The sequence below is a fragment of the Streptomyces caeni genome (genome assembly GCF_042678285.1).
Lineage (GTDB): Bacteria > Actinomycetota > Actinomycetes > Streptomycetales > Streptomycetaceae > Streptomyces > Streptomyces caeni.
On the sequence record NZ_JBHUDX010000079.1, the window covers coordinates 1 to 13231 of the forward strand.

The following is a 13231-nucleotide window of genomic DNA, read 5'->3' on the forward strand; positions in this document are numbered from 1 at the left end:
CAAGAGCGACCTGTCCTCGCGGGTCTACTACGACCGTCAGCGCGCCCGCGGCAAGACCCACACCCAGGCCATCCTCCGCCTGGCGCGGCAACGGGTGAACGTCATCCACGCGATGATCCGCACCGGGGCTTTCTACGAACCCCGCAGCCTCGACCTCGCCGCCTGAACGCCCCACCGCCTACCCTTCCCGCCCGTCACACCCGCGCGCCGGCACGGCCACCCCCGCCAGGCCGGCCACCGGCCTGCCCGCACGGCGCCCGATCCGCCGGGAACATCACGCTTCGCGTGACGTTCCCGAAAACCAGCACCAACCCCTACGAACCAGCCCTGCCAGGGTTGACGAAACAGATAGGGGCACCCCCCGCCCGGCCGCAGCAACAGACAGCGTCAGCTCGCGCTGACTGCACGCGGGGCATTTCCACCCGCGCGACCGGGCCGGGCGACACCCCCCGCTCGTCGCTCGGCCCGGCAGAACGTGCGTCACTCGTTGTGCAGTACCTCGGCGATGGGCAGCTGTGCCGCCCTGCGGGACGGGAGCAGCGCGCCGAGGACGGCGATGAAGACGCCCGCCAGGGCGACGGCGACCAGCACCGGGGCGTGCCAGACATTGATCATCGACTCCGGGAACACCAGGATCTTGATGTGCTCGACAATCAGCCGATGGGCGACCATCCCGACCGGGACGCCGATGATTCCGCTGACCACGCCCAGCCCAGAGACCGAGGTCACCGTCATCGCGACGACCTGGCGCGGCGTCATGCCGATCGACTTCAGCATGCCGATGTCCCTGCGGCGTTCCCGTATGTTCAGCAGCACGGTGTTGAAGACGCCGAGTGAGGCGACCACGCACAGCAGGATGGTGAAGATCGTCGAGAAGCTGATGACCGACGCGATGGGGCCGGGCGCCTGGTGCGTCACCACGTTTGGGTAGAGCCCTGGATCGGCCTCCTTGATCGCCTTGATGCAGGCGTCGGCGTCCGCGCCGGGAGCGAGCCGCACGGAGTACTCGACCACGTGCAGCTTCATGCCGAGCCTGGCCAGGGTCGCCGCGTTGGACTGCACCGACCGCGCGTTGCCCTGGAGAGGTTCGCCGACGATGGTCAGGGGCAGCAGTCGGCCACCGAGGTCCAAGGTGATCCGGTCGCCGAGCTTGAGTCCGTGCTGGTCCAGGAACGCGGGCCCGGCGATCGCCTCGCCCGGCCCGGTCGCCGGGCGTCCCTTGACCACGTGCAGTGGCCGCTCGACGGCGTCACCACCGTAGAAGTCGACGAACACAGGCTGGGTGTAACCGACCACAGCGGCCTGTTCGAACGCTCGCGAGGTCACCTGGTCGGCTCCGGGGGTGGAACGCAGCTCAGCCTCGATCTGGCCGTCGGTCAGCTTCGGCACCCTCTGGTGAGCATCGGCCGAGCCCACCTGCACGTGGACGAAGGTGCGGCCGTTGTCCGCCTCCGGCGGCTCAAGCGAGGCGAGCAGCGTGGCGCTTAGACCGGTGGCGAAGGTCACCGTGACCACGCCCAGGACGATGGACGACATGGTGAGCGCCGTCCGGGCCGGGCGGGCGAAGGGCTGGCCCAGGCCGAGGCTGACCGCGCGCGGCAGCCGGGTGCCGCTCAGCCAGCGCTGGATCCGCAGGCCGCGCCCGGTCCGCGGCGCGCTGCCGGCGGTGATCGCCTCGGCGGCGGAGATCCGGTGGGCGCGCGAGGCCGGGAGGAAGGCGGCGACGGCGACCAGCAGCGGCACGCCGACCAGGCAGGCGAACGGCAGCCAGAGCGGGGGGTCGAGCGCGGCGGTGCCGGTCCCGACCCCGGAGAAGGCGGTGTCGATGATCGGCCGGGCCAGCGCCCAGCCGACCACAGTACCGAGGACGCTGCCGACGACCGCGGGCACCGAGACCATCGTGACGTAGACGGTGACGACTTGACGCGGGGTGAAGCCGAGCGCCTTGAGAACGCCGATGTGCCGGTAGCCGGACACCACCGCACCGCTCACCACGTTCCCGACGATCAGGACGGCCACCACCAGGCCGAGCCCGCCGAAGACCGACATGAACGGCAGGTAGGAGTCGGCCGGGGCGGAGAACGCCTGCTTGAGGGTCAAGTAGGACTGCGCGCTGGTCAGCGCGTCCCCGGGCAGACCCTTGGTGGCCCTGGCAAGGTCCGCCTTCACCCTGTCCTCGGTCGAGGCGTCGGTGAAGCGGTAGAGCATCTGCGCGGAGACGGGATGCAGGGCAGCCACCTGCTCGGGCGTGATCCAGCCGCCCGCCGACTTGCTCATGCTGGTGGCGACGCCGACCACGGTGAGCGGCGGGGCGCCGGCGGGTGCGATCGTCCGATCCAGCAGAACATCCCAGCCGGTGCCCCGGAAGCTCGTCTGGACGACGACCTCGCCCGGCTGGGTGGCCCAGCGGCCCGCGAGCAGCGTGACGCGGTCCACCGGGCCCGCCGGGTCGGCCCGGCCCACCAGGGTGATCGGCCCGGGCGCGTTGCCCAGCCAGTCGGTCGGGATGTCCAGGGTCACCTGGGCGAAGGGCCCGGCGGCGGCCTCGACGCCCGGCCGCTTGGCGGTGGCGGCCAACCGCTCCGCCGGGGCCTTGGCGGTGTCGAACGTCGCGACCACGTGGGCGCCGCGCTGCTGGCCGAAGGCCACGTCGAAAGGCGCCCGCGCGGCGCCCATGACGGCGAGAGCGAGCAGGATGGTCGTGGTCGAGCAGAAGACGACCAGGCCGATCACGATCGTCTGGAGCCTGCGCCGCTTGACCGCCGCGCGCGAGGCCCGCCACACGGCCCCGGTCATGCGGCCTGCTCCAGGGAACGCTCGCGGGCGACCCTGCCGTCCGCGACCTCCACCAGCCGACTGGCACAGCGGGTGGCCAGGTGCGGGTCGTGGGTGACGATCAGCAGCGTCTGCCCGATCTGGTTGAGGTCGATCAGCAGGTCCATCACCTGCTCGCCAGAAAGGCTGTCCAAGGCGCCGGTCGGCTCATCCGCCAGCAGCAGCGCCGGACGGTTCATCAGCGCCCGGGCGACGGACACTCGTTGGCGCTCGCCGCCGCTGAGGGCGGCCGGGTAGGTGTCCTTGCGGTGGGCGACTCCGAGTTCGTCCAGCAGCTCCAGCGCCCGCCGGCGCGCCAGGCGCGCCGGGGTGCCGGTCAGCTGGGCGGCAATGGCCACGTTGTCGAGTGCCGGCAGGTCGTCGATGAGGTTGAAGAACTGGAAGATCATGCCGATGTGCCGGCGGCGGAACAGTGCCAGTCCGGTCTCGTTCAACTGCCCCAGATCCTGGCCGTGCACCCGGACCGTGCCGCAGGTGGGCCGGTCCAGGCCGGCGACCATGTTGAGCAGGGTGGACTTGCCGCAGCCGGACGGGCCCATCACGGCGACCGCCTCGCCGGCGCGGATCCGCAGGTCGATGCCGTCCAGAGCCTTGGTGTCTCCGAACTCCTTGTGGACCTCGGACAGTTCGACGACGATCTGCGTGTCGCCCGGCCGGGTGGTCCCATCGTGATCATTGCTCATGGCCGTGACGTTAGAAGCGGCGGGCCCGACCATGCGTCCCACCCGGGATGTAACTGTCCGGGCCCGTAGTACCGGGGATGTACACAGGCGGCACCCCCGAATGATGTGGACCACGCCGTGAGCTGGGAAGCTGGCGGCGTGTGGGGAACGAATGCGGGCTGGATCGCCGCCCTGGTGGCAGCAGGCGCGGCCGGCTGGCTGGCCGTGGCGCTCGCCCGGGCGCGGCGCGCGTACCGGGCGGCAATAGGCGAGCGCGGCTGGCTGCTGGAGCGGGAGCGGCAGAGCGCGGCGCGCACGGCCGTCGACGCCGAGCGGGCCAGGATCGCCACGGAGCTGCACGACATCGTCAGTCACAACGTGAGCCTGATGGTTGTGCAGGCCGGTGCGGCCCGTGAGGTGCTGGCCACCATGCCGGAGGAGGCAACGGCCGCGATGACGGCCGTTGAGACCGCCGGGCGGAACGCGATGACCGAACTGCGACACCTGCTAGGCCTGCTCGCCCCCGCGCCGGACGGCGCCGACGAGCCGGACCAGGACGGCTTCGCGCCGCAGCCGAGCCTTGGTCGGCTCAGCCCGCTGATCGACCGGTTCGCCTTCGCCGGCCTGCCGGTCCAGGTGCGGATCTCCGGCGAGCCGCGGCCGCTGCCGGGCGGAATCGACGTGACGGCGTACCGGATCATCCAGGAGGCGCTGACCAACGCGCTCAAGCACGGGAACGGGGTGAAGGCGGAGGTGACGGTGCGCTACGCGGACCACTATCTGCGGGTGGAGGTGCTGAACAGCGGGCCGAGCGTGCTTACCGGGGACGCGGCTGGTCCCGAGCGGCGGGCCGACGGGACGGGGCGCGGGCTGCTCGGCCTGAGCGAGCGGGTCGCCGTCTACGGCGGCGACCTCGACGCCCGGCGCCGCATCGGCGGCGGCTTCCGCATCCGCGCGCGCATCCCGCTGGACCGGCCGTGACGGACGCGCCCTCAACCGGCCGGCTCGGGCCCCGGGTCGTGATCGCCGACGACCAAGAGCTGGTCCGCACCGGGTTCCGGATGATCCTGACCGCCCGCGGGATCGACGTGGTGGGCGAGGCCTCCGACGGCGCCGAGGCGGTCGCCAAGGTGCTCGAACACCGTCCGGACGTCGCGCTGTTGGACATCCGGATGCCCGGAATGGACGGCCTGGAGGCCGCCCGCCGGATCCTCGTCCAGGTCCCCCGGTGCCGGGTGATCATGCTGACCACCTTCGACCTCGACCACTACGTGTACGCCGCCCTCGCCGCAGGCGCCAGCGGCTTCCTGCTCAAGGACGTCACATCGGCCCATCTCGCCGCCGCCGTACGCCTGGTGGACACAGGGGACGCGCTACTCGCGCCCTCGATCACGCGGCGGCTCGTCGAACGCTTCGCGACCGGCGCCCCCACCCCGGCCACCTCCACCCAAGCCCCGGCGCCGCACCGCGACTTGGCCCCGCTGACGCCGCGCGAGCGGGAGGTGCTGACACTGCTGGGGCATGGCTTCTCCAACAGCGAGCTGGCGAGCGAGCTGACGCTCACCGAGTCGACGGTGAAGACGCACGTGGCGCGGATCTTCGCCAAGCTCAACCTCCGCGACCGCGCCCAGGCGGTGGTTCTCGCGTACGAGACGGGCCTGGTCTCGCCGGGTGGGAGGCAGCAGCGCCCGGTGGGCGGACGGTGACCCGGGCCAGGTTCCGCTCAGAAGCGTCCTGAGCCACCGTCGTTCCACATCAGTCACGGACGATCGAGACCTCGGCATCGTCGTCCCAACGGACGTGCTTCGCCACGGGCGGCAACCTGCGCCGCCTGACCTGCCGCGCGCCGACGATCATGGCAAGCTCCGCCAACAGGTGGCACCTCCAGCGAGTGCACCGAACACCGGACGTCAAGAATTCTGACAGCTATGCCGGTTTCCTGTTCCGTTCCTACCCGGACCCCGAACCCTGTGCTCGCGGGCACCGGTGCCATCGAGCACCGCATCGACCGGGTCGGGGTCGATGACGTGCGTCAACTCGCCCGGCCGGCCGGGCGCGTACACGTCCGACGATGGTGCCCCGGACCGGACACTGACGGACTCCTGTGACAACGCGGCCCCCGGATCGCTCGTCCCCAGGCTTCGGCACCAAGGGGACCACCAGGGGTCCCGCCCCTTGACAGGGCGCGCGCTCCGAAGGCAACGGCGCTGCACCCGGCGGGACGCCATCAGGGACACCACGGGCCGGTGACCGCCGGCGGGCCGCCGTGCACGAGGGGCGCGTCGGTGCGCGGCAGGCCCACCGCGCGGACGCCGCCGGCACCGCGCGTCCGTGGGGCGGGCCCGCTCAGCCCGTCGCGTCCACCAGCGCCAGTTCGTGCAGCCGGTCCGGTGGGCCGGGGCGGGCGTAGTACCAGCCCTGGGCCGTGTCGCAGCCCAGTATCCGCAGCTGCTCGGCCTGGGCGCCGGTCTCCACGCCCTCCACGGTGACGGCGAGGTCCAGGCTGTGGGCGAGGGAGACGATCCCTTCGACGATCTTGAGGTCGACGGGGTCGGCCGGGTACTGCTGCATGCCCTGGGTGAAGGAACGGTCCAGCTTCAGGATCCGCACCGGCAGCCTGCGCAGGTTGGCGAGGTTCGAGTAGCCCGTGCCGAAGTCGTCGAGGGCGATGTCCACGCCCATCTCGGCCAGTCGCCGCAGCGGCTTGAGCAGGTCGTCGTCCGCGCCGATGAGCGCCGACTCCGTCACCTCCAAACACAGCGCGTCCGGTTCGAGGCCGGACTGCTCCAGGATGTCGACGGTGTCGGAGACCAGTCCGGGATGGGTGAGCTGGCACGGTGAGAGGTTGACGTTGATGCGCAACGGGCCCGTCCGCTCGTGTCTCTCCTGCCATGCCCGGGCCTGCCGTACCGCCTCTTCGAGGACCCAGCGGCCCAGCGGCACGATCAGCCCGGTACGCTCGGCCAGCGGGATGAAGCGGTCGGGACCGAGCACGCCGTGCTGCGGATGCAACCAGCGCACCAGGGCCTCCGCGCCGCGCACGGTGCCGTCGCCGAGGTGCACCAGCGGCTGGTACTCGATGAAGAACTCGCCCCGGTCCAGCGCGGTGGGCAGCGCCGTGGTCAGCCCGTGCCGTGTGATGGCGCGCGCGTCGGCCTCGGGGTCGGCGAGTTCGAAGCGGTTGCCGCCCGCGGACTTGGCCCGGTACATGGTGATGTCGGCGCTGCGCAGCACCTCGGCCGGGCCGCGCTCCCCCACCGGGCCCTCCACGATGCCGATGCTGCCCCGCACAGTCAGCTCGCGCCCGTCGATGCCGATCGGGGTGACCAGCGCGTTCATGATGCGTGCGGCGAGCTCGTCGACCCCGCGCTCGGTGTCGGGCCCGGTGGTCAGCGCCACGAACTCGTCCCCGCCCAGGCGCGCCACCATCTCGCCGGGCGCGGTGGCGCACGCCTGCAGCCGGTCGGCGACCTCGACGAGCAGCCGGTCGCCGGCCGCGTGCCCGAGGCTGTCGTTGATGGTCTTGAAACCGTCGAGGTCGAGGTAGCACAGGCCGAACCGCTGTCCCCCGCCCGCCGCGAGGGCCTTCTCCAGGCGCTCGAAGAAGAGGGTGCGGTTGGGCAGCCCGGTGAGCGCGTCGTGCGTGGCCTCGTAGCGCAGCCGGAGGTTGAGCAGCCGCCGCTCGGTGGTGTCCTCCATGAGGGCGAGCTGGTACTGGGGGCACCCGTCGGCGTCGCGCAGCAGGGACACCGTGAGGTTGGTCCACAGAACCGTTCCGTCGGGCCGGTAGAAGGCCTTTTCGACGTGGTAGTGCTCGCGCTCGCCCCGGACGAGTTCCTCGTACAGGCGCCAGACCTGCGGCGCGTCCTCCGGATGGGTCCACTCGGTGACGTTGCGGCCGCGCATCAGGTTCTCCGAGCCGCCGAACATGCGCAGCAGCGCGCCGTTGAACTCCAGCATGTTGCCGTCGAGGTCCGCGATGGCGATCCCTATGGCCGCGCCCTCGAAGACCGCGCGGAAGCGGGCCTCACTGGTGTGCAGGGCCTGCGCCACCACGCCCTGGGCGGTGAGGGCGGCCCGTGAGATCGCCTCTTGTTCGGCCAGTGTCCGCTCCCGCAGGGCCTCGGCGAACCCGGCGGCCATCGCGTGCTGCAACCGCGAGCAGCGGGTCCGCAGGGCCTCCTGCGCCTCCGCCGGGGCATCCGGGTCGCCGCAGTAGAGCACCAGGTAGGCGTCGACGCAGTCGAGCGTGCGGCTGAGCGTCTCGGGGTCGGTGCAGTGCGCCTCGATGAGCGCCGCGCCGATCCTCCTGGCCGCGGGGGCGTCGAACGCCCTCGCCCGCAGCGCGTCGCGCAGACGCCGGGCCAGCGGCAGCAGCTGCTCCTCGAACTCGGGCCGGGTCAGCGACGTCGAGGTCGCCGGGAAGACCGCCCGGCTCCAGATCGTCGCGAACCTGCGCAGTCTGTCCTCCGGCCCGCCCGGCTCCGCGGTCACGCCGAGCGCCCCACGCCGGCGAACCCCGAGAAGGAATACGGATCCTCGTCCTCGGGCGCCGTGTCGGGCCGCCAGATCGGCATCGGCACCAGCCCGGGTTCCACCATGTCGTACCCCTCGAAGAACCGCGCGATCTCCTCGCGCGAGCGCATGATCAGCGGATTGCGGATGTTCTTGTACACGTCGACAGCGCCCTCGGCCTGCTCCTGCGCGAGCGGGACTCCCTCGTACGAGGCGTGCGTGAGGACCAGCAGGCTGCCCGGCGCGAGCGCGTCGCGCAACTCGGCCACCGCGCCGTACGGGTCGTCCGCGTCCTCCACGAAGTGCAGTATGGCAACCAGAAGGAGTGCTACCGGGCGGTTCAGGTCGATCAGGCGCTCCACCTGAGGGCTCGCCAGGATGTCCTGGGGCATGAGGAGATCGGCCGCGACGACGTCGGCGTCCTCGTCGCCCTCCAGGACGGCCTGGCTGTGCGCGACCGCCACCGGGTCGTGGTCGACGTACACGACGCGCGCGCCGGGCCGTGCCCCCCGCGCCACTTCGTGGACGTTGCCGAAGGTCGGGATGCCCGAACCGATGTCGAGGAACTGGGTGATGCCCTCCCCGGCGGCGAAACGCACCGCGCGGCGCATGAACGCCCGGTTCGCCTGCATGATCTTGGGGAGTCCCGGCATGAACTCCATGGCCTGGCGCGCGGCCTCCCGGTCGACCTCGAAGTTGTGCGATCCGCCCAGGTAGAAGTCGTACATGCGGGACACGCTCGGCACGGAGATGTCGATGTTCCGTGGGGCCCAGGCGGGGCGCTCCATGTAGTTCTCCAAGGCGTAGGCGGCGGTATGGCGATCCGGTGTTCGAGCAGAGGCTACTGATCGTCCGCCAACCGAGCGACCGGAAACGGAAATTGACCATCCGTTCCCGGTCACTGCCTGCGGCACGTGCCACGACTCACGACCGCGCCCCTGCGTCCGCGTCGTGTCCCGGACATGCCGAAGCGGTCCGCTCCCCCCGTGCGGTGCGGAGGGAGCGGACCGGGTCGTGCGCGCCTGTGTTGCGTGCGTCCGGCACTCCTGCTTCTCAGTCCACTCCCTTCGCGTTCCGTGGCTGACTGGGCGAGACGATCGATCGACCCTGGGGAAGGTGATCTCTACTTGGGCGCGCCGACCGGCTTTCCGTCGGGCGAGACGGCGTACCAGGTGCCGCCCACGCCCTGACCGTTGGTCTCTCCGGGGGCCGTGTCACCGGAGAAGGTGTAGATGGGCCAGCAGTTGACGGTCATCTGCTTCTGACCGTCGGGGCGGGTGAAGCCCATGAGGCCCTTCTTCTTGACACCCTTGGTGTCCCCGGCCGGGACCGGTGCCACGACCGGCCACTTCTCCAGGCAGGCGCCCGTGCACCGCGACACCGGCTTCGGCCATGCCTCGTCCTTCATGAAGCGGTAGACCGTCATGCCGTTCTTGTCGACGACGATCGGGCCGAGCTCGGGGTCGTTGCGGACGGACAGGCCCGGCAGGGCCGCGCCGGCCTTCTTGCCGGTGGGCGCGGTGGCGAACCAGGTGCCCTTGGCTCCCTGGCCGTTGGTGTCGCCGGCCTTGGTGTCCTTGGCGTAGCGGTACATCGGCCAGCCGGCGACGGTCAGTTGCTTGGTGCCGTCGGTGCGGGTGACCTCGCCGAGCAGGGACGTGTCGATGCCGGAGGCGGCCGTGGCACCCTCCGCGGGAACGGGCGGCCACGTCTTCGCGCAGTCGCCGTCGCAGGTGGACTTCGGCGGTTCGGCCGTGTCCTGGTCGAAGCGGTAGAGGGTGAGGCCCGTGCCATCGGTGATGATCTTGCCGAGCTTCGCGTTGTCGACGACGGCCAGCTGGCCCGCGCGCTGCCCGTTCGGGGAGGCACTCGGCGCACTGGTGGAGTCCGCCCCATAGCCGTTCCCGGGGTCGGTGACGGAGCCGTAACCGCCCGGGGCAGCGGTGGCCCCCACGTTCTGGCTGCCCGGCGACTGGGGGCCGCTCTCCTGACCGCACGCCGTCGTGAGCGCCAGCACGGCCGCAGCTGTCGCCACGAGGGAGGCGCTCCGCCAGGATGTCTTCATGTCCAACTCCCGCTGTCAACATTGGGGTTGCAGCGACCTTTGTGCGCCGCGTCGGCACTAGGTACGAGCGGGGGCGCCCGATGTGTTCAATCCGGCCGGGCATTTCTTTCCTGACCCTGTGACGCGTCTCGGCCATCCGCCCCGCGGCCCGAAGCCCTCACGTGGTGGCGGCCGGCTCCCCGCAGCCCGCAGCCCGCAGCCCGCAGGGGCAAACCTCGCGGACGCGCATCTCCCTCCTTCGGGGCAATTCGCGGGCCCGGCCGCGTGCGTGGACACGGACGAGCCCATGATCTCCGTCGTGCATCGACCCCAACGGAACCGGTCCGGCCTCGTCACCAGGGTGCCGGCCCTGGTGACGCTCGTCTGGATCCTCGTGGGCGCCCCGGGCGGCACGGCACGGGCCGACGCCTGCGCGTCCGCCTCGACCGGCCCGGACGGCACGCAGGCGGTGGCGGTCGCGGGCGCAGGCACAGGGGCAGGCTCGGACGTGCTCGTGGACGGCGGCGCCCTCTCCCTGCCGCCGGTGTGCCCGTCACAGAGCCCGGCCCCGACACCCGTTCCCACGCCCCCGCCCGTTCCCACGCCCCCACCGGCACCCGAGCCACCGGCCCGCCCCACGCCGGACCCGAGGCCGGAGCCGGCCCGGACACCTGCGCCGCCGCCCCCACCGCCGCCGGCCACGGCACCCCGCCCCCGGCCGGTGCCGGCACGGCACGCCGCCCGCACCCCGCTCCCGGTCCCCTCGCACACGCCCGGGCCACGGCCCGCGGCCCACCCGGTGCGCTATCCGCCGCATCGCCTGATGCCACGCCCGCGGCCACCGCGCCACGGTCCGTCGCCGCTCACATTCACCCTGCTCATCGTCGTGCCCGCGGTGTTCGCCGTCGCCGCGCTGCGTCCGCGCTGAGCGCTGATCCCTGGAGGCATCTGTTGTCGGAATGGCTTGTTCTCACCCTCGCGATTGCGGCCGCCTGCGCCGTCGTGATCGCGGTGACCCTGCTACGCCATCGCACGGCCGGTGAGGACGACGATCCGTCCGAGACACCGGACGTGATCGAATACATGACCATGTGGATCGGCGTGGTGTACGCCATCGTGCTGGGCCTGGCCATCGCCGGGGTCTGGGAGGCCCGCGGCGCCGCCCAGGACCATGTCCAGGCCGAGGCCCAGGCGCTGCACGAGATCTCGGAGCGGGTACGGGTCTATCCGGCGGACGTCCGCGACCGCATCCGCGCCGACGTCAACGCGTATGCCGGACACGTCGTCACCACCGAGTGGAAGACCATGGCCGCTCACGGCACGCTGACCGTCCGCGGCCGGGAACTGCTCCAGCGGATCCGTCAGGACGTCACCGACCACGAACCGGCGACCGACTTCCAGGCGCAGGCGTACCAGCCGCTCCTCGACCAGGTCGCGGCCGCGGACGCGGCGCGGGCCGCCCGGGCCGACTCGGCGGGCTCGACCATGCCGCCGGTGGTGTGGTTCGGCCTGATCGCGGGCGCGGTGGTCACCATCGGCATGGTCTTCGCCCTGCAGATCCGGCGCTCGGCCCGCGAACTGGTCCTGGCCGGGCTCTTCTCCGCGCTGATCGCCTTCCTGCTCTTCCTGATCTGGGACTTCGACGCGCCCTACGGCCGCGGCTTCACCGCCTCCGCGCAGCCGTTCCTGGCGCTGTTCCCGGGGCTTCACCGGTAGCGGGCAGGGGCGCGGCCGTCCCCCGCACGGCGCAACGCATGCCCCGTTCGCACGACAGCGATCGCGCCACGGCACCGGCCTTCCTAGCGTTTCGCTCATCGAGGTGCATGTCCGACGCAGGCGGAAACGGTCCGCGGCACGGCTCCTCGGAGACCTGGAGGCTCACCATGCGCGCGATACGCGTCGCTTCGGCCGCACTGCTGGGCGTCACCGCCCTGACGCTCACCGCTCCCGCGGCCGTTGCCGGAGGCGGCGGCGCCCACGCCGCCGCGTCGTTCGCCCACGCCGCCGGGCCGGGGACGATCGCCCCCGGTGTCCGGAGCACCCTGCCGGTGGGGGAGTGCGGCACCGACTCCAACGCCTACGACGCCAAACGCGGCTCCGCGTACGAGGCGACGTTCCCGTGCGGCACCGAGTCCGGCCGGCGGCATCTCGCCGTCACCACCGGCCGCGGCAACGACGACGGCGAGGGCTTCTTCGGCGACTCCGGCAGACGCTACCGGCGCCACGGCGTGCACGCCGGCCTCGGCGGCAGCATCGGCGGCTTCGACATCGAGCGGATCGGCCTGGGAGCGGCGCTCGTCTCCGGCTCGATCGGCGCGGCCTGGTACCTGTGGCGGCGGCGCCCCGCCGTGTGCGAACCGTCCTGAAGGTCATGGCGCGGCGCCGACAGCCCGCGCGCCACCCGTCCGGCCGAGTGCCGTCTCTCACGGATGCCGCCGCCGACGGCGTGCCGACCCGCGCGGCGGACGTGCCGACGGCGGTGTCGAGAAGGGAGGGTGAATGTCCGCGTCCGGTCCGGCCGAGGCGGAGGTGCGGCGCACCACGCGCACCCCGTGGGGGGTGATCGCGCTTGTTCTGCTGACGGGCCTCGCCCTGGTGCGCAACGGTTCCGGCGAGTTCGGCGCGGGCCCGCCGCAGCCGGCCTCGGCGGCGGCCCCGGACAGCCGCAGCACCGCGGGCCCCGCCCTCGGCAGGACGCCCGCGGCCCTGCGGTTCTCGCTGGTCTCCCGGGTCCGCATCCCCGCACTCGGGGTCAACGCCCCTGTCGTGCCGGTCGCCCTGGACCCGTCCGGCTGGGTGGACGCGCCGCCGCCCGGGAACACGAACCTCGCCGGCTGGTTCACCGGCGCGGTCTCGCCGGGCGAGCGGGGCACGGCCGTGATCGTGGGGCATGTCGACAACAGTCAGGGCCCGGCCGTCTTCTACGGGCTCGGCGGCCTCAGGAAGGGACACCGCGTCGAGGTCCAGCGCCAGGACGGCAGGACCGCCGTGTTCGGGGTCTACGGTGTCAAGGTCTTCGACAAGAAGAACTTCCCCGGCGACACCGTCTACGGGAACAAGGGGGTTCCGGAACTGCGCGTCATCACCTGTGGGGGCGCCTTCTCCGAGGACGAGGGGTACGAGGGCAACGTGGTGGTGTTCGCCCGCCTGGTCGAGGTGCGCTGAGCCGGCCCGC

The 13231-nt window shown here is 72.1% G+C and carries 11 protein-coding genes and 1 pseudogene; 7 read left to right on the forward strand and 5 right to left on the reverse strand.

What is annotated here, in order from left to right; translation table 11 throughout:
- Window positions 1-166: pseudogene (locus tag ACFSL4_RS25690) on the forward strand (IS110 family transposase); the annotation flags it as partial.
- 314 nt (window positions 167-480) lie between these two features.
- Here the strand turns inward: ACFSL4_RS25690 and ACFSL4_RS25695 are convergent.
- Together ACFSL4_RS25695 and ACFSL4_RS25700 are read right to left on the reverse strand one after the other, a co-directional pair.
- On the reverse strand, window positions 481-2796 hold the full coding sequence (locus ACFSL4_RS25695) for an ABC transporter permease (protein WP_381087490.1): 2316 nt from the start codon (window positions 2794-2796) through the stop codon (window positions 481-483).
- On the reverse strand, window positions 2793-3518 hold the full coding sequence (locus tag ACFSL4_RS25700) for an ABC transporter ATP-binding protein (protein WP_381087493.1): 726 nt from the start codon (window positions 3516-3518) through the stop codon (window positions 2793-2795). Before ACFSL4_RS25700 ends, ACFSL4_RS25695 begins: the two co-directional genes overlap by 4 nt.
- A gap of 117 nt (window positions 3519-3635) precedes the next feature.
- Here ACFSL4_RS25700 and ACFSL4_RS25705 point away from each other — a divergent pair, with 117 nt between their 5' ends.
- Window positions 3636-4478, forward strand: a complete 843-nt coding sequence (locus ACFSL4_RS25705) for a sensor histidine kinase (RefSeq protein ID WP_381087496.1) — start codon at window positions 3636-3638, stop codon at window positions 4476-4478.
- A complete protein-coding gene (locus tag ACFSL4_RS25710; protein ID WP_381087499.1) occupies window positions 4475-5203 on the forward strand; it encodes a response regulator in 729 nt (242 codons plus the stop codon). Before ACFSL4_RS25705 ends, ACFSL4_RS25710 begins: the two co-directional genes overlap by 4 nt.
- A 640-nt stretch (window positions 5204-5843) precedes the next feature.
- Here ACFSL4_RS25710 and ACFSL4_RS25715 read toward each other — a convergent pair.
- The 3 genes from ACFSL4_RS25715 to ACFSL4_RS25725 all read right to left on the reverse strand — a co-directional run bounded on the left by ACFSL4_RS25715 (window position 5844) and on the right by ACFSL4_RS25725 (window position 10077).
- The gene (locus tag ACFSL4_RS25715) at window positions 5844-7991 is read right to left on the reverse strand and encodes a putative bifunctional diguanylate cyclase/phosphodiesterase (protein ID WP_381087502.1); all 2148 of its coding nucleotides are present in this window, start codon (window positions 7989-7991) and stop codon (window positions 5844-5846) included.
- Window positions 7988-8800, reverse strand: coding sequence for an SAM-dependent methyltransferase (locus ACFSL4_RS25720; RefSeq protein ID WP_381087503.1), 813 nt, complete (start codon window positions 8798-8800; stop codon window positions 7988-7990). The genes ACFSL4_RS25715 and ACFSL4_RS25720 overlap by 4 nt, the downstream gene beginning before the upstream one ends.
- A gap of 335 nt (window positions 8801-9135) precedes the next feature.
- A complete protein-coding gene (locus tag ACFSL4_RS25725) occupies window positions 9136-10077 on the reverse strand; it encodes an SCO0930 family lipoprotein (protein WP_381087506.1) in 942 nt (313 codons plus the stop codon).
- Between the two features lie 298 nt (window positions 10078-10375).
- On the opposite strand from ACFSL4_RS25725, the gene ACFSL4_RS25730 reads away from it, so the two are divergent.
- The 4 genes from ACFSL4_RS25730 (at window position 10376) to ACFSL4_RS25745 (ending at window position 13221) form a co-directional block, all read left to right on the forward strand.
- Window positions 10376-10984 (forward strand): hypothetical protein, encoded by a 609-nt coding sequence (locus ACFSL4_RS25730; protein ID WP_381087509.1) that lies wholly within the window; start codon window positions 10376-10378, stop codon window positions 10982-10984.
- Window positions 10985-11007: 23 nt separating this feature from the next.
- A complete protein-coding gene (locus tag ACFSL4_RS25735) occupies window positions 11008-11772 on the forward strand; it encodes a bestrophin-like domain (RefSeq protein ID WP_381087512.1) in 765 nt (254 codons plus the stop codon).
- Window positions 11773-11939: 167 nt separating this feature from the next.
- Entirely contained in the window at window positions 11940-12422 is a 483-nt protein-coding gene (locus ACFSL4_RS25740; protein ID WP_381087514.1) for a hypothetical protein, read from the forward strand.
- Window positions 12423-12555: 133 nt separating this feature from the next.
- Complete coding sequence (locus ACFSL4_RS25745) at window positions 12556-13221, forward strand: class F sortase (protein WP_381087517.1); 666 nt, start codon at window positions 12556-12558, stop codon at window positions 13219-13221.
- Window positions 13222-13231 lie beyond the last annotated feature (10 nt).